This window comes from Arsenophonus endosymbiont of Crataerina pallida, assembly GCF_964020125.1.
GTDB classification, from domain to species: Bacteria; Pseudomonadota; Gammaproteobacteria; order Enterobacterales; family Enterobacteriaceae; genus Arsenophonus; species Arsenophonus nilaparvatae.
Window position 1 is genome coordinate 1987139 of record NZ_OZ026540.1, and the last position, 17649, is coordinate 2004787.

The 17649-nt window shown below is 41.8% G+C and carries 26 protein-coding genes; 20 read left to right on the plus strand and 6 right to left on the minus strand.

What is annotated here, in order from left to right; genetic code table 11:
- The first annotated feature begins 11 nt into the window (after nucleotides 1–11).
- From AACL31_RS10580 to AACL31_RS10675, 20 genes are all read left to right on the plus strand, one after another.
- Nucleotides 12–200, plus strand: coding sequence for a hypothetical protein (locus AACL31_RS10580; protein ID WP_339053089.1), 189 nt, complete (start codon nucleotides 12–14; stop codon nucleotides 198–200).
- Entirely contained in the window at nucleotides 151–561 is a 411-nt protein-coding gene (locus AACL31_RS10585) for a DUF4054 domain-containing protein (protein WP_339053090.1), read from the plus strand. Before AACL31_RS10580 ends, AACL31_RS10585 begins: the two co-directional genes overlap by 50 nt.
- Nucleotides 558–1106, plus strand: coding sequence for a hypothetical protein (locus tag AACL31_RS10590; protein ID WP_339053091.1), 549 nt, complete (start codon nucleotides 558–560; stop codon nucleotides 1104–1106). The genes AACL31_RS10585 and AACL31_RS10590 overlap by 4 nt, the downstream gene beginning before the upstream one ends.
- Nucleotides 1093–1482 carry a head-tail adaptor gene (locus tag AACL31_RS10595; protein WP_339053092.1) on the plus strand — a complete coding sequence of 130 codons (390 nt, stop codon included), beginning with the start codon at nucleotides 1093–1095 and terminating at the stop codon, nucleotides 1480–1482. The genes AACL31_RS10590 and AACL31_RS10595 overlap by 14 nt, the downstream gene beginning before the upstream one ends.
- Nucleotides 1472–2029 (plus strand): phage neck terminator protein, encoded by a 558-nt coding sequence (locus AACL31_RS10600; protein WP_339053093.1) that lies wholly within the window; start codon nucleotides 1472–1474, stop codon nucleotides 2027–2029. The genes AACL31_RS10595 and AACL31_RS10600 overlap by 11 nt, the downstream gene beginning before the upstream one ends.
- On the plus strand, nucleotides 2029–3507 hold the full coding sequence (locus AACL31_RS10605; protein ID WP_339053094.1) for a DUF3383 domain-containing protein: 1479 nt from the start codon (nucleotides 2029–2031) through the stop codon (nucleotides 3505–3507). The genes AACL31_RS10600 and AACL31_RS10605 overlap by 1 nt, the downstream gene beginning before the upstream one ends.
- A 9-nt stretch (nucleotides 3508–3516) precedes the next feature.
- Nucleotides 3517–3957, plus strand: coding sequence for a phage structural protein (locus tag AACL31_RS10610; RefSeq protein ID WP_339053095.1), 441 nt, complete (start codon nucleotides 3517–3519; stop codon nucleotides 3955–3957).
- The gene (locus tag AACL31_RS10615; RefSeq protein ID WP_339053096.1) at nucleotides 3957–4367 is read left to right on the plus strand and encodes a phage tail assembly chaperone; all 411 of its coding nucleotides are present in this window, start codon (nucleotides 3957–3959) and stop codon (nucleotides 4365–4367) included. The genes AACL31_RS10610 and AACL31_RS10615 overlap by 1 nt, the downstream gene beginning before the upstream one ends.
- A gap of 11 nt (nucleotides 4368–4378) precedes the next feature.
- Nucleotides 4379–4558 carry a DUF6889 family protein gene (locus AACL31_RS10620; RefSeq protein ID WP_310509987.1) on the plus strand — a complete coding sequence of 60 codons (180 nt, stop codon included), beginning with the start codon at nucleotides 4379–4381 and terminating at the stop codon, nucleotides 4556–4558.
- Nucleotides 4545–6512, plus strand: a complete 1968-nt coding sequence (locus AACL31_RS10625) for a lytic transglycosylase catalytic (RefSeq protein ID WP_339053097.1) — start codon at nucleotides 4545–4547, stop codon at nucleotides 6510–6512. Before AACL31_RS10620 ends, AACL31_RS10625 begins: the two co-directional genes overlap by 14 nt.
- Complete coding sequence (locus AACL31_RS10630) at nucleotides 6512–7096, plus strand: phage baseplate protein (RefSeq protein ID WP_339053098.1); 585 nt, start codon at nucleotides 6512–6514, stop codon at nucleotides 7094–7096. The genes AACL31_RS10625 and AACL31_RS10630 overlap by 1 nt, the downstream gene beginning before the upstream one ends.
- Complete coding sequence (locus tag AACL31_RS10635) at nucleotides 7086–7385, plus strand: phage baseplate plug family protein (protein ID WP_339053099.1); 300 nt, start codon at nucleotides 7086–7088, stop codon at nucleotides 7383–7385. Before AACL31_RS10630 ends, AACL31_RS10635 begins: the two co-directional genes overlap by 11 nt.
- A 5-nt stretch (nucleotides 7386–7390) precedes the next feature.
- On the plus strand, nucleotides 7391–8362 hold the full coding sequence (locus AACL31_RS10640; RefSeq protein WP_339053100.1) for a phage protein: 972 nt from the start codon (nucleotides 7391–7393) through the stop codon (nucleotides 8360–8362).
- Nucleotides 8362–9114, plus strand: a complete 753-nt coding sequence (locus AACL31_RS10645) for a Gp138 family membrane-puncturing spike protein (protein ID WP_339054007.1) — start codon at nucleotides 8362–8364, stop codon at nucleotides 9112–9114. Before AACL31_RS10640 ends, AACL31_RS10645 begins: the two co-directional genes overlap by 1 nt.
- On the plus strand, nucleotides 9115–9276 hold the full coding sequence (locus AACL31_RS10650; RefSeq protein ID WP_339053101.1) for a hypothetical protein: 162 nt from the start codon (nucleotides 9115–9117) through the stop codon (nucleotides 9274–9276).
- 13 nt (nucleotides 9277–9289) lie between these two features.
- Nucleotides 9290–9643 carry a hypothetical protein gene (locus AACL31_RS10655; protein ID WP_339053102.1) on the plus strand — a complete coding sequence of 118 codons (354 nt, stop codon included), beginning with the start codon at nucleotides 9290–9292 and terminating at the stop codon, nucleotides 9641–9643.
- The gene (locus AACL31_RS10660) at nucleotides 9640–10833 is read left to right on the plus strand and encodes a baseplate J/gp47 family protein (protein ID WP_339054008.1); all 1194 of its coding nucleotides are present in this window, start codon (nucleotides 9640–9642) and stop codon (nucleotides 10831–10833) included. Before AACL31_RS10655 ends, AACL31_RS10660 begins: the two co-directional genes overlap by 4 nt.
- A gap of 68 nt (nucleotides 10834–10901) precedes the next feature.
- Nucleotides 10902–11483 (plus strand): DUF2612 domain-containing protein, encoded by a 582-nt coding sequence (locus AACL31_RS10665; protein ID WP_339053103.1) that lies wholly within the window; start codon nucleotides 10902–10904, stop codon nucleotides 11481–11483.
- A gap of 8 nt (nucleotides 11484–11491) precedes the next feature.
- On the plus strand, nucleotides 11492–12409 hold the full coding sequence (locus AACL31_RS10670; protein WP_310513071.1) for a tail fiber protein: 918 nt from the start codon (nucleotides 11492–11494) through the stop codon (nucleotides 12407–12409).
- A gap of 9 nt (nucleotides 12410–12418) precedes the next feature.
- Nucleotides 12419–12976 (plus strand): tail fiber assembly protein, encoded by a 558-nt coding sequence (locus AACL31_RS10675; RefSeq protein WP_310513072.1) that lies wholly within the window; start codon nucleotides 12419–12421, stop codon nucleotides 12974–12976.
- Nucleotides 12977–12981: 5 nt separating this feature from the next.
- On the opposite strand, the gene AACL31_RS10680 is transcribed toward AACL31_RS10675, so the two are convergent.
- From AACL31_RS10680 to AACL31_RS10705, 6 genes are all read right to left on the minus strand, one after another.
- Nucleotides 12982–13566, minus strand: coding sequence for an O-antigen ligase family protein (locus AACL31_RS10680; RefSeq protein ID WP_339053104.1), 585 nt, complete (start codon nucleotides 13564–13566; stop codon nucleotides 12982–12984).
- A gap of 609 nt (nucleotides 13567–14175) precedes the next feature.
- Nucleotides 14176–15186, minus strand: coding sequence for a glycosyltransferase (locus AACL31_RS10685; protein ID WP_310513073.1), 1011 nt, complete (start codon nucleotides 15184–15186; stop codon nucleotides 14176–14178).
- Between the two features lie 479 nt (nucleotides 15187–15665).
- Nucleotides 15666–16682, minus strand: a complete 1017-nt coding sequence (locus AACL31_RS10690) for a tyrosine-type recombinase/integrase (protein WP_310513612.1) — start codon at nucleotides 16680–16682, stop codon at nucleotides 15666–15668.
- 2 nt (nucleotides 16683–16684) lie between these two features.
- Complete coding sequence (locus AACL31_RS10695) at nucleotides 16685–16903, minus strand: DUF4224 domain-containing protein (RefSeq protein ID WP_310513192.1); 219 nt, start codon at nucleotides 16901–16903, stop codon at nucleotides 16685–16687.
- A 163-nt stretch (nucleotides 16904–17066) separates the two neighbouring features.
- On the minus strand, nucleotides 17067–17312 hold the full coding sequence (locus AACL31_RS10700; RefSeq protein WP_339053105.1) for a hypothetical protein: 246 nt from the start codon (nucleotides 17310–17312) through the stop codon (nucleotides 17067–17069).
- A 23-nt stretch (nucleotides 17313–17335) separates the two neighbouring features.
- A complete protein-coding gene (locus AACL31_RS10705; RefSeq protein ID WP_339053064.1) occupies nucleotides 17336–17512 on the minus strand; it encodes a hypothetical protein in 177 nt (58 codons plus the stop codon).
- Between the last annotated feature and the right edge of the window lie 137 nt (nucleotides 17513–17649).

The window sequence follows — 17649 nt, forward strand, 5'->3', positions numbered from 1 at the left end:
GGAATCTAATTATGCGAATTCAGGCAAATTGGGGAATGGAGCTGGGATGGACTCCCGTTCAGCTGCAAACTAAAGAAAACGGGAATGCCAAGACCGAGAAAAAAGGGAAAGAAAAAATCAACCAGGAAACTGAAAATAAAGAGGGTATCGATGAGCCAACGGAACAAACACCTGCCAACGGTACAACGATTTCGCAATGATTTTCCCCCGTTTAACGATGAGGTTAAATTTCCTGATGCACAAATTCAGTTTCGCTTGAATTTAGCCGACAAATTCCTGAGCGAAAATGTCTCAGGGAGTGAAGTTTTTCCTTACTGGGCGGGGCTGTTCGTGGCGCATTATCTGGCGCTTTATGCCATGGATGCACAGTATTTAAAGGTTGGTGGCCTTGCGGGCTCAAGTTCGGGTGTCGCTGCTTCGGAATCGGTCGATAAGGTGAGTGTCAGTTATGACAACGGTATGACACTCAACCCCAACGCCGGATTTTGGAATAACACCCGTTTTGGCGCGGAATTTTATCAGTGGATACTGATGTTTGGCGCAGGAGGGCGGCAATTATGAAAAGTGGTGTAGCGATACGTCTTGATAAAACGAGTCAGTTATTTGCTGCCCTACACCAGCTGACCAAACAAGACGTAATGGTTGGTATTCCGGCTGAAAATAGCGAACGGGAGGATATTCTCTTTAGCAATGCGGCGATTGGTTATATCAATGAGTTTGGCTCACCGGCAAAAAACATTCCGGCAAGACCGCATTTGATACCGGGTATTCGTTCAGTGGAACCCAAAACCACTGCTGAATTGAAATCTGCCGCTAAAGCCATTTTGGATGATCAGCCGGATAAAGCAGAGCAAGCGTTAAATCGAGCAGGTCAGATCGCCGTTCAAGGCGTGCAAGCCGTCATTACTCAAAGCAAATTTGTGCCACTGGCGGACAGTACATTAGCTGCCAGAGCAAGACGTGGGCGCAAAGGCGCGGCACAAGAGCTTGAAAATCGAAAAGCCGGTTTAGCGCCGGATAATGCCAACGCGAGACCCCTGATTGACACCGGCATTTATCGTCGGGCGATCACCTATGTTGTGAGGAAGAAAAATGCCAATGCTTGATGTTACGCGGGTATTACTCAATCCCCGTTTTAATGACTCTACACTCACGTATACTCGACGGGAAATTTTGATTGATGATGAAGGTATTACTTCGACAAAAGAAAGTACGTATCCTTTTTCAGGTGTAGTAACGGTGGATAGTTCAATTGAGGCACAAATAAGAACGTCTGGTCAACTGGTCAGTGGTCGAATATTGGTGGTGACCACCACCCGATTAATAGCCGGTGAAAACCATCATATTGGCGATATTGTCACCTATCAGGGGCGCAAATATCTGGTGAAATCCGTCGATCCTTACACCGCTTATGGCGCGGGATTTGTTCAGGCGCATTGTGAACTGATGCCGTTTGACGGAGGCATCGCTCATGAGCAATAACAGCAGTACGGAGGCGGGATGGCTAACGCCCTTTGATGATAATGCCCTGTATAATGAAGGCTTAAATCGTATGTTAAGTCTTTGGGTTGGTGGCGTTTCTGGATTGCCAGCGAAACACGTTTTACCCCGCTGGCAACGCGATCCGGCACCGTTGCCATCCCCATCCCCTGATACTAACTGGTGTGCCTTCGGTATCATTGATATTACCAGTGAGCCAAATCCCGCTTTGGTAAAACAAAGCGATGAATCGAGCGAACTTTGGCAGTACGAAACCTTAACCTGTATGGCTTCTTTCTACGGAAGAGAAGGTATGGTTTACGCCGCCCGATTTCGGGATGGCATTATGCTCAGTCAAAATAACGCCGAACTGAATAAGTCCAATCTTACCCTCGGTAGCCACAGCCAAATTACCGCGTTTCCTGAGCTTATCAACAATCAGTGGGTGAACCGGTTTGATATAACCGTTCATCTACGTCGCAAAGTGGTGCGTCGCTATCACATAAAATCAGTGACAGATGCCCACGTCACGTTTTTGGGAGACAAATAATGTCAACAGGTTTACCCGTTTCAAGGGTGGTTAAGGTCACGCTTGATATGTCACCGCGTGCCGCAAGTAGCCGTAATTTTGGTTCACTACTCATTTTAGGTGATTCACCCGTTATCGATCCGCTTGAGCGATTACGGGCGTATTCCAATATTGAGGAAGTCGCCAATGATTTTGGTACAACCGCACCCGAGTATCAGGCGGCTTCACTCTATTACCAGCAGTCACCAAAACCCGTCGATTTATACGTGGGACGCTGGGTAAAAGCAGCCTCACCCGCATTATTGCGCGGTGGCATTTTGTCCGAAGAAGAGACAAAAATTAACAATTTTAAGGCGATTACCGATGGCGCGATGAATATCAGTGTAAACGGAAGAACGGTTAAGTTAAGTGCCATTGATTTTTCGCAAGAAACCAATTTAAACGGTGTTGCCGCCCGAATTGGTGAAAAAATGAGCACGTCTACAATAACGTGGAATAATAACGATAGTCGATTTGTGATGACATCGAATACGGCAGGTAAAACAAGCGCAGTGGGTTTTGCTTCCGCACCGGAATCAGGTACCGATTTATCGGCGTTGTTGAAACTAACCCAAGAGAGTGGCGCAACCCCTGTTTTAGGTATGGACGGTGAAACTATCGTTGATGCGGTTTCAACATTGGCGGATTTTTCGAGCGGCTGGTATGGACTGGTGGTAACCGCTGCGCTTTCTACCGATGAAGTGAAAGGTATCGCCAACTTTATTGGCGCGGCCGGAAGTTCCCGCGTTTTTGGGTTTACCACCCAAGATACCGCCGTACTGGATAGTACGAAAGCGGATGATATCGCTTCTGTTTTGAAAAAAGCGAAATATCAACGGGTCTTTACACAATATTCTTCATCAACCCCCTATGCAGCAGCCTCTGCTTTTGGACGGGCGTTTTCAGTGAATTTCAACGGCAATAACACCACGATCACCCTCAAATTCAAACAGGAACCGGGTGTTAAAGCGGAGACGTTGACTACGTCACAGGCGAATACGCTGGCGGCCAAAAACTGCAACGTGTTTGTCAATTACGATAACGACACCGCCATTATACAAGAAGGCGTGATGGCCAATGGTGATTTTTTCGATGAACGCCATGGGCTGGACTGGTTGCAAAACTTTGTGCAAACCAATCTGTATAATCTTTTGTATACCAGCACCACCAAAGTCCCTCAAACGGAGCAAGGCAGCACGCAGCTTCTGACCAATGTTGAGCAATCGTTAGCGCAGGCGGTCACTAATGGGCTACTGGCACCGGGGGTATGGAACGGTGGCAGTATAGGTCAATTAACAAGCGGGGATACGCTCACCAAAGGATATTACGTTTATATTCAACCGCTGGCAGAGCAGGCGCAATCTGAGCGCGAAAAACGCAAGGCGCCGCCGATTCAGGTTGCCTGTAAGTTAGCGGGTGCCGTGCATTTCGCGGATGTCTTAATCACCATTGTTCGATAAGGAGAGAAAATGGCCGCTTATAGTTTTGCTGATGTTTCCGCCACGCTAACCGGCCCCACGGGGGTGATAGATTTGGGCTCTGGCTCGGCGAACTCGGAAGAAGGAATAGTGGTGACAATGACCGAAGCCAAAAACACCATGACCATTGGTGCTGATGGTGAAGGGATGCATACCCGACATGGCGGAAAATCCGGCACCGTTACGGTCAGTCTGATTAAAGCCTCACCGGTTAACAAAAAACTGATGATCGCCTATAACGCGCAAAGCGTGTCATCTACTCTTTGGGGTAATAACGTGATTGTGATCCGTAATCCGGTATCTGGCGATATGATCACCGCGCGCAGTTGTGCGTTTCAAAAAATACCGGATTTGCAAAATGCAAAAGAGGCGAATGTTTTAGCATGGGTCTTTGACTGCATTAAGATCGACGCCTTATTAGGAGAATTCTAGTGGAAATTGAAATTAACGGTCATGAATATCGAAGTCAAAAACTCAATGTGTTTGACCAGCTTAAGGTGACGCGAAAGTTATTGCCGGTGTTATCCGGTTTAACGGGTGAACTGCAAAAATTACAGCAAGGGGAAATGCCAATGGCAGCGGTGTTACCCATTATGGCAAATTCCATTGCCCAAATGAGCGATGAAGACTGTAACGCGATTTTGCACCCTTGTTTAGCCGTGGTTTCACGCAAAAATGCCAAGGCATGGACGCCGATTTTTCGCCAGGGCGAATTGATGTTTGATGATATTGACTTAAAAACCATGCTTGAGATTGTGGCGCAGGTGATTGGAGATTCCCTCGGTAATTTTTTTCACGCACCCCAAGGCGACGAGACAGCCAGCCTCCTGTCGCAGGATTAACCCTGGATTCAATGCCGGATGGTAAAGACTTTTTACGCCTTCCTGTTAAGTATGGGTACATAAAATTCGACAAATTAAAAGATGGCTCAATCGATTTGGCAGATTTAGCAGAAATGAATGAGTGGATAGATATCGAACAGGATAACGAAGCGCGAATTGCGCGTTGGAGAAATCGCCATGGCGAATGCTGAAACGTTGCAAGATTTTCTCATCAGCTTAGGTTTTAAGGTTGATGACAGTGGCCTGCGAAAATTTCAGTCCGTTGTTACGGGGGTGAGTGCCAATGTTATCAAACTAGGTGCGTCGGTTGAGGGGGCAGCGCTTGCCGTCGTGGGATTTACCACACAAATTGCCGCCGGTCTTGATAAGATGTACTGGGCGTCACAGCGTACAGGCGCTAGTGTTAACGGCATGAAAGCATTAGGGTATGCCGCCAGTCTCACCGGCAGTAGCGCAGAAGCGGCAAGAGGTTCACTTGAAAATCTGGCACGATTTTTGAGAAACAGTCCGGGTGCTGAGGGGTTTTTAAATCGTCTTGGGGTGCAGACCCGTGATGCCAATGGCAATTTGCAGGATATGAGCGCTATTTTTACCCGTGTGGGGAATAAACTGGCCTCAATGCCCTATTACCGCGCCAATCAATATGCCCAACTGTTAGGCATTGATGAAAATACGCTAATGGTCATGCGTAGAGGGTTGAACAAATTTTCTGCTGATTACCAGCGTATGCTTAAACAAACCGGATTTAACGCAGACGTTGCTGCCAAACAGTCCAACCAGTTTATGACCTCGATGAAAGGATTGACCAGGTTATTTGGTATTTTACGCGATAAAGTCGGATCAAACCTAGCAGGGGGGTTGACTAAAGAGATAGACAATCTGCGCAAAAGACTGCTGGATAATTTTCCTAAAATTGAGAGAGTATTAACCCGTCTCATTAGTGGCATTATTCGAGCCGGTGAAATGGTGGGGCGCGTTATCTGGCGAATGAGTCAGGCGATCGAGCAGATTTTTGACTGGTGGCGCAATTTAGACGGAAAATCTAAAAAACTCATCACTACCTTTAGCGGATTGGCAGTGGCTATCTGGGGGCTCAATCGGGCATTCTTTGCTTCGCCCATCGGGATTATCACCGGTCTTATCGCGGCCTTATTGTTACTTTGGGAAGACTACCAGACGTGGAAAGAAGGTGGAAAATCCTTTATCAACTGGTCTAAGTGGGAAGGTGAAATCAACCAGGCAAAAGCGGCATTTAAATGGTTAGGTGAAAAATTAACGGGATTGGTTGACCTGGTGGGTGGATGGAAAAATGCACTTGAAATCTTAGCAATTTTTATTGCGGGCGCGTGGGTAAGTAAGGTATTGGGCGCTTTTAGTAAAATAGCGAAGTTACCTATCCCACCTTGGCTGAAATTGTGGGGTCTCTATGCGGGGTATCTGATTTCAGATAAAGATAATATTAGTGATAGCGCAAGCGCATCATGGGATTACAACACCCGTCAAGTCAAACGTGCGATCGGTAACGGTTTGCGTTTTTTTGGTATTGATAATGACTGGGCAAACAAAAATCAAGGCAGCAATATACCGGATAATATCGCTGATGTGCCTACCGGCGATATTCCACGGGGTATTCGTAATAACAATCCGGGTAATTTGAATTTTGTTGGACAACGCGGTGCAGTACGTGAATCACCTAACGGAAGATTCGCCAAATTCAATACCGCATTTGAGGGCTTACAAGCACTTTCTTCACAGCTTAATCGCTACGCTGAAAGGGGATTAAATACCGTTGAAAAAATTATTAGCACCTGGGCTCCCGCCAGTGAAAATAATACTCGTGCCTACATTGATAAAATATCCGGTAAATTAGGGGTTTCCCCTGACACCGTGTTGAATCTGTCCAATCCGACGGTCATGACATCGCTCATGTCTGGCATCGTTGAGCACGAAAATGGCAGACAGCCGTATAGTCAGGCAATGCTCTATCATGCCGCAAATGCGGGTATGCGAAATAATATTGACCAGAATATCACGATCAATGTTGAAGGCGCATTAGACCCCCACGCTACCGCCAATGCGATTGCCGATAAACAAACGGGCGTTAACGCCAGACTGATTGGACAATTAACCCAGCGAGCCTACTGATGGATATCCTTTCTACGCTTTTTTCACAACGATCGCGCAAAATCGGTTTGCTGGTGCCGGATGTCATTATCTCAGAAAAACATCACGACACCCTTGAAATCACAGAACATCCGGTTGAACTGGGCGCGGAAATTGCCGATCACGCTTACAAACGTCCGGCGGAAGTGACCATGGAGGTGGGTTTTTCAAGTGGTGGATCTCTACTGGATTTTTGGGACACGGCAAAAGTGGCTATTCGCGCAGGGTTAAGCGCACCGGAAATCTACCAGCAAATTTTAGCGCTTCAAGCCAGCCGTCAACCGTTTGATGTCATAAAAGGTAAGCGCAAGTATAAGAATATGCTCATTCGCGCTATCGAGGTGACCACGGATAAGCACACAGAAACCGTGTTGATGGCGATATTAACCTTGCGGGAGCTTAACATCACCCAAACCCAAACGGTTAATATCAAATCTACCGATGCAAAAAATATGCGGGAAGGGAATACAACGAGTGGCGTGAGTAATACCGGTATGAAAACGCCAAAACCCGTTGATAATCGCAGCCTATTACAGCGAGGAGCCGCATTTTTCAATGGAAATTAACGAAATACCGCTTACCCCCACCAACCAGCAATTTACGATTAAGCTATCTGATACTGTTTGGCAGTTTCGCCTTATCTGGCGTGATAGTGCGGGCTGGGTGCTGGATATGCTCACGGTTGACAATCAACCGGTGATACAGGGTATTCCGCTGATCGTGGGTGAAAATCTACTGGCTCAATATAGTCACCTTATCAGTAAAAGAAATCTCGTTTTGCTATCAGATGAAGAAAGCGATATCAACGCGGATACGTTGGGTGCAACCGTAAAATTATACTGGATCACGGACTGATTGTTATGTCAAAAAACTGGATACGAAAATGCTCACTGATTGTTTCTGATAAAAACGGGAAAGGTATTGAGCTATCGGATTTTCGCGCCACGTTCAATATCACGTGGCCAGATACGCGTTACCCTCGTGCGGGGGTGTTTAAAGTCTGGAATCTGAGAAAAGAAACCGTCAGTCAAATTCAGGCGAAGGAGTTTGTTAACATTCAGCTCATGGCAGGCTATCAGGATAATACGGGTCTGATATTTACTGGAAAAATCCGCTACACGATTTCAGGTAGAGATAATCCTACTGACACGATTGTTATTGTTCAGGCGATTGATTCTCATGAGGCCTATGACTACGCCACGCTAAATACTACCTTAAGCGCAGGGCATACTCAGGCAGAGCAACACAATACGTTACTGACAGGGCTTACCCCTTACGGGATTGTCAAAGGCGTGACGCCTGAGTTTGATAGTATCCGCTTTCCAAGGGGTAAAGTCTATTTTGGTATGGTTAGGGACGCCGCTGATAATCTGGCAGGGCAATGCCTTGCCTCGTGGCAATACATTAACGGCCAGCTCGTGATGGTGCCGGAGAAGAATTATATCCATGAAGCGATTGTCCTGAATAGCGCAACGGGCTTGATTGGCTTACCGCAACAAACGATTGAGGCGGGGGTGAATGTGCGTTGTTTGATTAACCCAAACATTCAAATCAATGGGCTTATTCGTCTTGACCAGGCGTTAATCTATCGCACGATGTTGCCCAACAGCGATATCGCTTTGGGGTACAGCAAGTTAAGCGAAAACGATGACGGCGGCTTACAGCAAACCCAAGGCGCTGTTTCACAACCGGCCAGTCTTTCCACCGATGGGGATTATATTGTGAAAAACATCACGTATTCCGGCGATACGCGCGGCAAGCCGTGGTATATGGATTTGGTGTGTATTGCCAAGGGATCAAATGACCGAATCGATATCAAGAAGGTGGGATGATGGCGATTTCCGTATCAGCGCGCACCGGCGACCAACAACAACTGCTTGAAGTCTTTCGCCATGCGATTTCGTCACAACTTCGCGTCGCGATGCCGGCTATTGTTCAATCCTTCGATGCCAGCAAAGTCACTTGTGTTGTACAACCAGCGATAAAGGGAGCCTTGACGGATACCAAAGGGAATAGCCAGTCGGTGAATTTGCCCCTGCTAGTTGATGTACCGGTTGTTTTCCCGCGCGGTGGCGCTGTCACAATGACCTTTCCCATCAAAAGCGGTGATGAGTGTCTGGTGGTCTTTGCGGATAGATGCATTGATTTCTGGTGGCAAAATGGCGGGATACAAGAGGCGATTGATCCAAGACAGCATGATTTATCGGATGCCTTCGCTTTTATTGGCCCACAATCGCAAGTGCAAAAGATAAGTAACATCAATCAGGATGCCATGCAGTTAAGAAGTGACGATGGCGCAACCTATTTTGAATTAAATCCTACAAGCCAAAAGATTAAAATTGTTGCACCAAATGGGCTTGAAATAGTAACACCCGATGCTATTTTTTCGGAGAGAGTGACCATTAAAGGATTACTCAGCTGGTTTGCCGGAATGGTTGGCTCGACGGCATTCGGTGTGGCAGCAAAAATCACCGGTGCCATTGAGTTTTTAGGTACATTGACCGCTAATGGTAAACGAATTGACGAAACACATACCCACAAAGGCGTCAAAGCAGGTGGGGATAGTTCAGGCGAGGTAAAGTAAATGAAAGAAAATATTAACATTTTTTTTGGCGGTTCTTATTTACACAAACTAAAAACCGCATGGCGACTTCTGGGTGTGATTTTTTTATTAATCATCAATGAAGAGACATCCTTAAAGTTAGAAGATATCGAGGTAGTTGAAAAAAATAAAAGGCAACAGTAAAAGGGTTCTATTGATGCGTTACCGACGAGAAACAAATGAGAGCGACTACAGCTTTGGGCAAGGGGATAACGCATTTTTAACCAACAGCCCTGATGCCGTCACCCTGGCGATTAAAACCCGCTTGTCCCTCTGGCAGGGGCAATGGTTTTTAGACAGTGAAGAAGGTACCCCCTGGTTACAATCCATATTAGGTAAACCTTATCTTGATGCTTATGGTATGACAGTCAAACAACGCATACTGGACACGCAGGGCGTAACCACGTTAACCGATTTTAATGTCAATCAAAATTCAACCACCCGAAAACTGACCATCACCGCAACAGTTAAAACGCAATACGGCGAAACTTCCTTTATCCAAGAGGGATAATGTTAAATCTTGATACGTTAGCGTTGTCAGCGAAAGTGACTGACGACGGCATCAGTGCGCCGGATTATCAGACCATACTGATGCGATTAACCGATTTTTTTCATGAAATTTATGGGCAGGATGCGTATTTAACGCCGGATAACAAAGACGGCCAGATGATAGCCATTTACGCACTCGCCATTCACGATGCCAATAATGCGATAATCGATACCTATAACAGTTTTAGCCCAAGCACGGGTAAAGGCGCTGCACTATCAAATAATGTGGCTATCAATGGCATTTCCCGTCATGCATCGGGTTACTCGAATGTGGATGTCGTATTAACGGGGCAGGTGGGTACGGTGATAAAAAATGGCCGTGTACGCGATAAAAACGGCAATATCTGGCGATTACCTGAAACCGTCACACTCGATACGCACGGCGAAGCTACTGTCACTGCCGTTTGTCTGGTTACGGGGAGCGTCACCGCATTAGTAGACGAAATTACCGAGATAGCTACCCCCACGCGAGGCTGGCAGACGGTGAATAATCCCAAACCCGCCACGCAAGGCAGACCGATTGAAACGGATAACCAGTTACGGGAGCGGCAACGCAAATCGGTATCACTGCCGTCACGCACCGTATTGGAAGGGATACAGGGTGCGATTAGCTTGATATCGGGGGTGACAAGGCAGCGCGGTTTTGAAAATGATACCAGCAAAAACGATAAAAATGGGATTCCGCCGCATTCCATTGCGATGATTGTGGATGGAGGCGATGTCACCACGATTGCCAACGTCATTGCGCAAAAGAAAACCCCTGGCGCTGGAACATTTGGCGATACCGCCGTGACAGTTAAAGACCGTTACGATATGCCAATTACCATTCGCTTTTCACGCCCCAAAACGTTTGATGTGCATGTGGAAATTGACTTAACGGCGTTTTTAGGATTTACCACGTTAACTGGCGATAAAATCCGGCAGAAAGTCTCAGACTATATCAATCAGCAACTGATTGGCGATAATCTCTATCTGACCCGTCTTTATTCACCGGCTAATCTAGCTGGTGATGAAGAAGGAAAAACGTTTGATATCACCGCAATAAAAATCGGACGGAAGGAAGGAACAGTTACAGAAGCCAATTTACTTGTTGCGTTTAACGAAGCCGTCAGTTGTCGCGAGAATAACGTCAAACTGGTGGTGACCTCATGAGAGATTACACCGAGTACATTACCCCGCAACATCGTCAAGCGGAAAAGTTTACGTAACATATTGCGCTGATGACGCGCGCGCTAAGTGATATTTCAGCTTTGGCCTCACAGCTTAATGCGTTTTTCAGTATCGATACGGCAACGGGTAAACAACTGGATGCCGTGGGTGAATGGATAGGGTTATCCCGCTTTGTTAAAACGCCGATTAAAGGTGTCTATTTTTCATTGGATACGGAAAAGGTGGGCTTTGACCAGGGGAGTTGGCAACGGCGCTTTGATGCCGATAGTGGTTTTACGGAACTGGATGATGAGACTTATCGCTTTATCCTGAGGGCAAAAATCAGAGCAAACCACTGGGATGGTACAAGCGAGATGCTCTCAGAAATTTATCAGGGCGTTATTCCTGATGAAACGGCAAAAATCTTTTTTATCGACAATCAGCATATGTCAATGGATGTGTATCTGACGGGCGGTGTGATACCGGAAGTCACAAAAGCGGTTATCAAACAGGGGTATCTTAACATCAAGCCCGAAGGGGTAAGACTCAACGCTTATACCGGTTCCGAAGGGGATAACGGTATTTTTGGTTTTGATGTCAATAATCGTTATATCGACGGGTTTGATGTCGGTAGCTGGTCGGTCAAATTATAGGAATAATCATGGCAAAAAATGAAATATTACCGTTTGGGATTGCAGACGGGGCTAACGTGTTGCCGGCAGAGGAGTATCAGAAACTCACCGCGCGCAACAATGGTTTTAGTGCGGGGGTGGCACGTTCACAGGAACTCAATACTGTCTGGCGTCAGTCAGCAATGATTGCGCATGTGATCGCGCAATTTATTGCAGAGACCAATAACAGTGATGTACTTGACGACGGCAACGTTGACAAACTCAAAGCCGGACTCATCAGTGCCTTATCGAAAAATGTGAATAACACCGTACCCGCCGCCACAAAAACCGTAGCAGGAATAACGAAACTCAGTAGCGCAACTGACAGCAATGACGAAACGCTAGCAGCTACCCCTAAAGCTGTCAAAATTGCTTATGACTTGGCGAAAACGGTGAGTATTGACGGGATTTATCCGGTAGGAATTGTTGTCTGGTTTGCCCAAAATAAAAATCCCAATACCTTATTTCCTAAAACGAAGTGGCAATACATCGGTGAAAATAAAACCATTCGGTTAGCAAAAACAGATGGCTCTAATGTATTCACTACCGGTGGGTCTGACACTATTAAGCTAACAGAAGCCCAATTACCCGCTCATGGGCACGCTTTTTCAGCAACTACCAGCAGCTATGATTATGGTAATAAAAATACCAATACAACAGGTAATCATTCACATAATTTTCAGGGAATAGTACCGGATAACTGGAAAGCTGCCGGACAAAGTGGTTCTAGGAATCAATGGGAAGTTGGTACTAAAACAACCACCCAAGCCGGTAACCACTACCATACTGTTACTCTTGGCCCACATTCACATACTGTTTCAGGTACAACCGGAAAGATGGGAAATGGTAGCGAAATTAATATCACCAATGCTTTTGTTACGCTAATGGGTTGGTACAGAATTAGCTAAGGAATCAAAATGTCTAGAATTTTTAAAGCCTATAATTACACGAGTGATACCTGTGAGTTGATTGGTTCTTGCGATGCTTACACGGATGAATTTCATGAGATACTGCCTTTTCATACCGAGAAGAAACCGCTTGATAAAAGGCAAGGTTTTGCCGTTGTTTTTAACGAACAAAATCAGGAATGGGAATATCAGGAAGATCATCGAGGCTTGGTTTTGTTTGATACGAAAAACCGTCAATCTGTCACCCTTGAAAAACTGGGGAAAGTGCCGAATGACTTTACACCATTAGCCCCTCAAAGTGAATATGATATCTGGAACGGTGAAAAATGGGTCAAGGATGTTGAAGCTGAAAATTTAGCAAAAAGACATAAATTGGAAGGCATCAAACAACAAAAATTATATGATGCCACTCGTGAAATTGCCCCTCTTCAAGACGCCATAGATTTAGATATGGCGACCGAAGAAGAGAAAAAACGATTGATAGCCTGGAAAAAATATCGGGTATTAGTTAATCGTATAGAAACATCAACCACAGATAATATAGTTTGGCCTGTTATACCTAAATAATTTTATTAACTATTTTTATTTATAAGGCTAAAAGAAAAACCTAAAATTATAGCAATATTCATAATGTTTATATCTTCGAAAAGTCCCATTATTAATATATTACCAATGAATATTGCTAGTGAAACTTTGAATATATAATTGTCACTTTCTTTTTTTAAATTTGTAATTATCGTTTTTACAATTTCAAATATGAAGTACAAAAATGAAATTAAACCAAATATACCTGATGAAAACCAAATAGATAATAAAACATTGTGTGGGCCAATTGATTTTTTAAAGATCCATTCAGGATGGTAGATTGATTCCTTATTGTAAATTTCATCATATATTTTACCTCCATACCCATAACCCTTAATAGGGTTCATTTTAATTAAATCCCAAGCAGCGCCTTGTGTGCCATTACCATATCTAGCACTTGAACTTGTCTGGGTTAATTTTGAAATTAAAAGATCTGATTTTAAGGTGTATTTTGACAAAAAAACACAGCAAAAAAATAGTGTAATAATAGAAATTATTACAATGGGTTTTCTGTATAAAACGAACCATAGTAAAATTACAAAAATAACAGCTAACCAAAAACCACGTTGCAACGTTGCAATTGATAAAAAAAAACAAGATTGGTAAAGATATAATTGAAAAGTATCTATATTTTATATCTTTTAGATCAATTGAGAAAAGAAAAATAGGTATTAAAAACATCAAGCAATCACTAATTTTTCGGTGATTGAAAGTCGATAATATCTTTATGTTTTCGATATATTCTTGATAATATTGCATTAGTTCTTTGAATGTCAAAGTAAAAAACAAGAAACTGAAAGAAATAAAAAATAATCTCTCAATATTTTCCTTTGTTTCATTTTGGAGCAAAATTGGTATAGCCAAACTCACCAACAACATCTTTTCAAAAACATTTTTATAAATAAACTTGAGAGTTATATTAATATCATAACTAATCAATAATGTATAAAATATTGATAATATGAATACTAATAATGAAAAGAAAAGATAGTTATTAAATAACTTTAATACATTATTTTTGTTTTTAAACATTAGATATAAGGCAGATGTAAAAAGTAATATTGATATTGCATGTTTATATCTTGTTATATCATCAAAAAAATACGTATTAATATAGAGAAATATTATTAAATTATTCCAGTTTTCCCTCAATGAGGAATTGCATGTTGATAATAACCTTTTCATTTTTTTCTCGAAATTTTAGCTAAAATATACTTAATATAAAACATATAACTTTTTAGATATTTCTTTTGATATTTAAGATGTCTACTTTTTCTTGAAATTTCTTTATAAGATTTTGGCTTTAATAACTGATAACTACTCCATGGTGATTTTGATTTAGCCAATCTAAAAATTTCTGTTTCTATGTAGTCAGCAGTCCAATCATGCCAAGGCTTCGATAAACCAACAAAGTGAACTATTACCGATTGGTGATAAATAAAAAACTTATTTTTTGATTTTGTTCTTATTAACGCATCAATCGGGAAAAAAGTATTATACTTTACATCTATTAATTTTACATTTTTATTTAAACAAATATTTAACGCGTCTTGATCTGGGTAATTTAGACTATTTTTTTCATTTAACTCTTTGAGAACTTTTTTTGTGATTTTACTTTTGTTATATTTAATTAAATTAATATATAAAAATCCTGAATTAAAATATTTATTAGTATTTATTTTTAGTTTAGATTTATCTTTAGCTTCGCTATCATGAACAGCGTATAGAATTATATCATCCTCAAAATTCAATTTTTTTAAATCAACCATACTACCTTTACAAAAGGTATCCGAGTCTAAATATAAAACATTTTTTATTTTATTTTTCAGATAATCTGCAATTATCAATCTAAAATAAATAGCATAAGACCAGCAATGATTTGTGGGTAATTTTTTCAGATCTTCACATTTTAGAAGATATATAGTTATTTTGGTGTTATATTGTTTGGCTAACTTTGAGAATAAACTTTCTTGCTCGTCATCAAAAAAATCAGTAAAAACATGAAAATGAAAATCCATATTTTCGTTATGCATTAGTATCGAGGCGATAGAGACTCCAGTACCAAATAGAAAGTTTTTGTCTACTCCATAAGCTACATTAAAGACATCGTTTGAATATCTTAATTCTTTTTCAGACAGATTAATAACTTTCGTTACCAATTTAGTAGCTTCAAACTCGTTTTTATTAATCATTATTCACCCGTAAACAACTCAGCTCCACCCAAAGGGCATCATATTAGCAGCGTTGGAGGAAGTTGTTAACTATTAGTTGTTGGTTGAGTGTAAGTGGCTTTGTGTGAGATAGCGGTTTTGTTCTTAATTAATGGTTTCATTTCAGCTTTGTTATTGCTATAGTAAATGTTCGTAAAACGGCTACGTAAAAACACGTAACCGTTTGAATTTTATAGAGTGAAAATTCTATTTTTATTACGAAAAATGAAAGTAACTTATTGAAAATTAAGGATAAAAAGCGCGATTTAAAATCCCTCGGCCTTAAGGCTGTGCGGGTTCAAGTCCCGCCCTGGGCACCATGAAATTTTCTGTTTATTATCAATACCTTAGTAAGTAAAAGCTTAGTCGGTTAAGACCGAATTTTTGTGACCAAGATCACCTTTCAGAACATCTTCAGAAGATGCTTTCAGAAGATAAATTGAGTTAATTTGAATATTTATTCATTTCTTCTGATTACCTACGACCGGTACGACTTCTATTTTTCTGTCATATCTGGCAGTCTGACCAATATTTTTATGGCCCGAAATGGCTTGCTTTTCTTGTAGTGTTCCTTCTAAATCAGATATACCTTTTGCTTTTAAATCATGAAAGGTAAAATTGAAATCCAATTCAGGGTATTTTTTAGCGGCTTCTTCTTTAGCTTTTAACCATCTACTATTAAAGCCATCTCTGGTATATAGTTTTCCATTTGCTTGATGTAAAACGTATAAGCTATTAACACCTTCTATTAATGGTAATTGTTTAGCTAATTTTATAGCTTTAGTTAATCTTTCGGACCAACCTTTTATCTGGCTTTTGCCGGTTTTCCCTTGTTTGATATAAATTCCTGCTTCCATGAGTTGATCTTTGCGTAATGCTAAAATATCTCCTTGCCGAGCACAGCAAAGATAGGCTAATTCCATGGCGATCTGAACAATAACCGGTGAAATAGAATATAATGCGTGATACTCTGTATCTGTAACATAACGATCACGGGCTATTTCTTTGTATTGTTTAACGCCTTTACACGGATTATTTTTTACTAATCCTCGCTCATATCCCCATCGAAATACTCTGGACATAAACGATTTTTCTCTGTTGGCCTGTGTTCTACTCTTTAATCCTCTTTTATCCATATATTTTCTAATATGTTCAGGTTTAATATTATCCGGATTCATTTTGCCAAAAACAGGAATAACTTTTTTGGAATATTTTTGATAATCATTCTGCGTGTCTTTCGATAATTCGATAAAATCTGCTGAACATAGAAATTGATTAATCAGCGATTCATAATTAAAAATATGTTTCTCGTCATTAACGTATTGTTCATAGTGACTCCAAACAACAGATTTATCTACATTTAGAGCACATAAACGAATTGTACGACCATTTGGGTGTTTAAACTCGTATGCAGATCTCCCACGAAATACACGTGGGGGCATCCAATTATCCGCAGGATTTTTTCGTTTTCCAGACATAACTACATAGCTCCGAAATTTGGTTTCTCAGCAAAATTAATATCAAATTTTTTTGAAGAGGGGTTATTGAAATGCTCCCATGTCGTTTTGGGGCGACCATCAGGCCTCTTAATAAAAAATATTCCCGCTTCTTCCAAAACTTTGCATTGTTTGGATGGTTTCTGATAGCCTGTTAACTCTTTCATTTGTTCATCTGTAATAAACATAGAATTATTATTCACGTTTATGTCCTCATTGAAAAACTCACAACGTAATTTTCCCTGGTGTTGGCCAGCCTTGCGCTGGTCTTTGCGCTGGTCTTTTTTAATAGCTGAACGCTTACCTTTCGATATGGATAATTTAAGTGAGGTAAATTCAGGTGGGATAATGCTTATTCTCTTTATGCTACTTCTTCAAGGTATCAAGGAATACACCCAAATAAACAATGAGTGCTGGCGCTATCATGACGCCGATAACCATTAGCTCTTGCCCACCTAAATGGATATTGCCTAATTCGCCACGCTTAAATCTGATTTGCGGGTCAATGACGGCATTGGCGTGCGCAATGTGACCAACAATGAGTTCGAAGGCAAACGCTGCACTGATAAAAAGTAATGTCGTGATTAGTAATTTGATGATGTTAAGTTTCATGGTTAAACCTCGGTAAAATTAGCTTATTTCTTAACGCAAATCGCTTTGGCGTTGATATCCTTGAAAGTTTCAAATTCCTGCTCAAACTGTTTAGCGGCGAATTGGCACATATTCTCAGTGTCGAATTCCTGAGTATGAACACTTGCAAAGTTACTGGATGCGTAAGGGCTGGCGTACATGGACAATATTAAAATCCACATGGTGAGTTCTCCGTTGTTAATGAGAATAGTAATGTTAATGATAACCATTTGATTTAAATATATAAATATTTGTAAATTTAAGGTTAATTCTTTATTTTTCTTGTATAGTTATTTGGTTGTGTGTTTGCTATTCACAA

Coding starts and splice junctions, on each gene's coding strand:
- AACL31_RS10700 (WP_339053105.1), bottom strand. CDS start 17,312: ATGAAACTTAACATCATCAAATTACTAATCACGACATTACTTTTTATC.
- AACL31_RS10610 (WP_339053095.1), top strand. CDS start 3,517: ATGGCCGCTTATAGTTTTGCTGATGTTTCCGCCACGCTAACCGGCCCC.
- AACL31_RS10590 (WP_339053091.1), top strand. CDS start 558: ATGAAAAGTGGTGTAGCGATACGTCTTGATAAAACGAGTCAGTTATTT.
- AACL31_RS10635 (WP_339053099.1), top strand. CDS start 7,086: ATGGAAATTAACGAAATACCGCTTACCCCCACCAACCAGCAATTTACG.
- AACL31_RS10665 (WP_339053103.1), top strand. CDS start 10,902: ATGACGCGCGCGCTAAGTGATATTTCAGCTTTGGCCTCACAGCTTAAT.
- AACL31_RS10585 (WP_339053090.1), top strand. CDS start 151: ATGAGCCAACGGAACAAACACCTGCCAACGGTACAACGATTTCGCAAT.
- AACL31_RS10600 (WP_339053093.1), top strand. CDS start 1,472: ATGAGCAATAACAGCAGTACGGAGGCGGGATGGCTAACGCCCTTTGAT.
- AACL31_RS10580 (WP_339053089.1), top strand. CDS start 12: ATGCGAATTCAGGCAAATTGGGGAATGGAGCTGGGATGGACTCCCGTT.
- AACL31_RS10605 (WP_339053094.1), top strand. CDS start 2,029: ATGTCAACAGGTTTACCCGTTTCAAGGGTGGTTAAGGTCACGCTTGAT.
- AACL31_RS10675 (WP_310513072.1), top strand. CDS start 12,419: ATGTCTAGAATTTTTAAAGCCTATAATTACACGAGTGATACCTGTGAG.
- AACL31_RS10640 (WP_339053100.1), top strand. CDS start 7,391: ATGTCAAAAAACTGGATACGAAAATGCTCACTGATTGTTTCTGATAAA.
- AACL31_RS10595 (WP_339053092.1), top strand. CDS start 1,093: ATGCCAATGCTTGATGTTACGCGGGTATTACTCAATCCCCGTTTTAAT.
- AACL31_RS10630 (WP_339053098.1), top strand. CDS start 6,512: ATGGATATCCTTTCTACGCTTTTTTCACAACGATCGCGCAAAATCGGT.
- AACL31_RS10655 (WP_339053102.1), top strand. CDS start 9,290: ATGCGTTACCGACGAGAAACAAATGAGAGCGACTACAGCTTTGGGCAA.
- AACL31_RS10690 (WP_310513612.1), bottom strand. CDS start 16,682: ATGTCTGGAAAACGAAAAAATCCTGCGGATAATTGGATGCCCCCACGT.
- AACL31_RS10705 (WP_339053064.1), bottom strand. CDS start 17,512: ATGTGGATTTTAATATTGTCCATGTACGCCAGCCCTTACGCATCCAGT.
- AACL31_RS10650 (WP_339053101.1), top strand. CDS start 9,115: ATGAAAGAAAATATTAACATTTTTTTTGGCGGTTCTTATTTACACAAA.
- AACL31_RS10685 (WP_310513073.1), bottom strand. CDS start 15,186: ATGATTAATAAAAACGAGTTTGAAGCTACTAAATTGGTAACGAAAGTT.
- AACL31_RS10645 (WP_339054007.1), top strand. CDS start 8,362: ATGGCGATTTCCGTATCAGCGCGCACCGGCGACCAACAACAACTGCTT.
- AACL31_RS10670 (WP_310513071.1), top strand. CDS start 11,492: ATGGCAAAAAATGAAATATTACCGTTTGGGATTGCAGACGGGGCTAAC.
- AACL31_RS10620 (WP_310509987.1), top strand. CDS start 4,379: ATGCCGGATGGTAAAGACTTTTTACGCCTTCCTGTTAAGTATGGGTAC.
- AACL31_RS10625 (WP_339053097.1), top strand. CDS start 4,545: ATGGCGAATGCTGAAACGTTGCAAGATTTTCTCATCAGCTTAGGTTTT.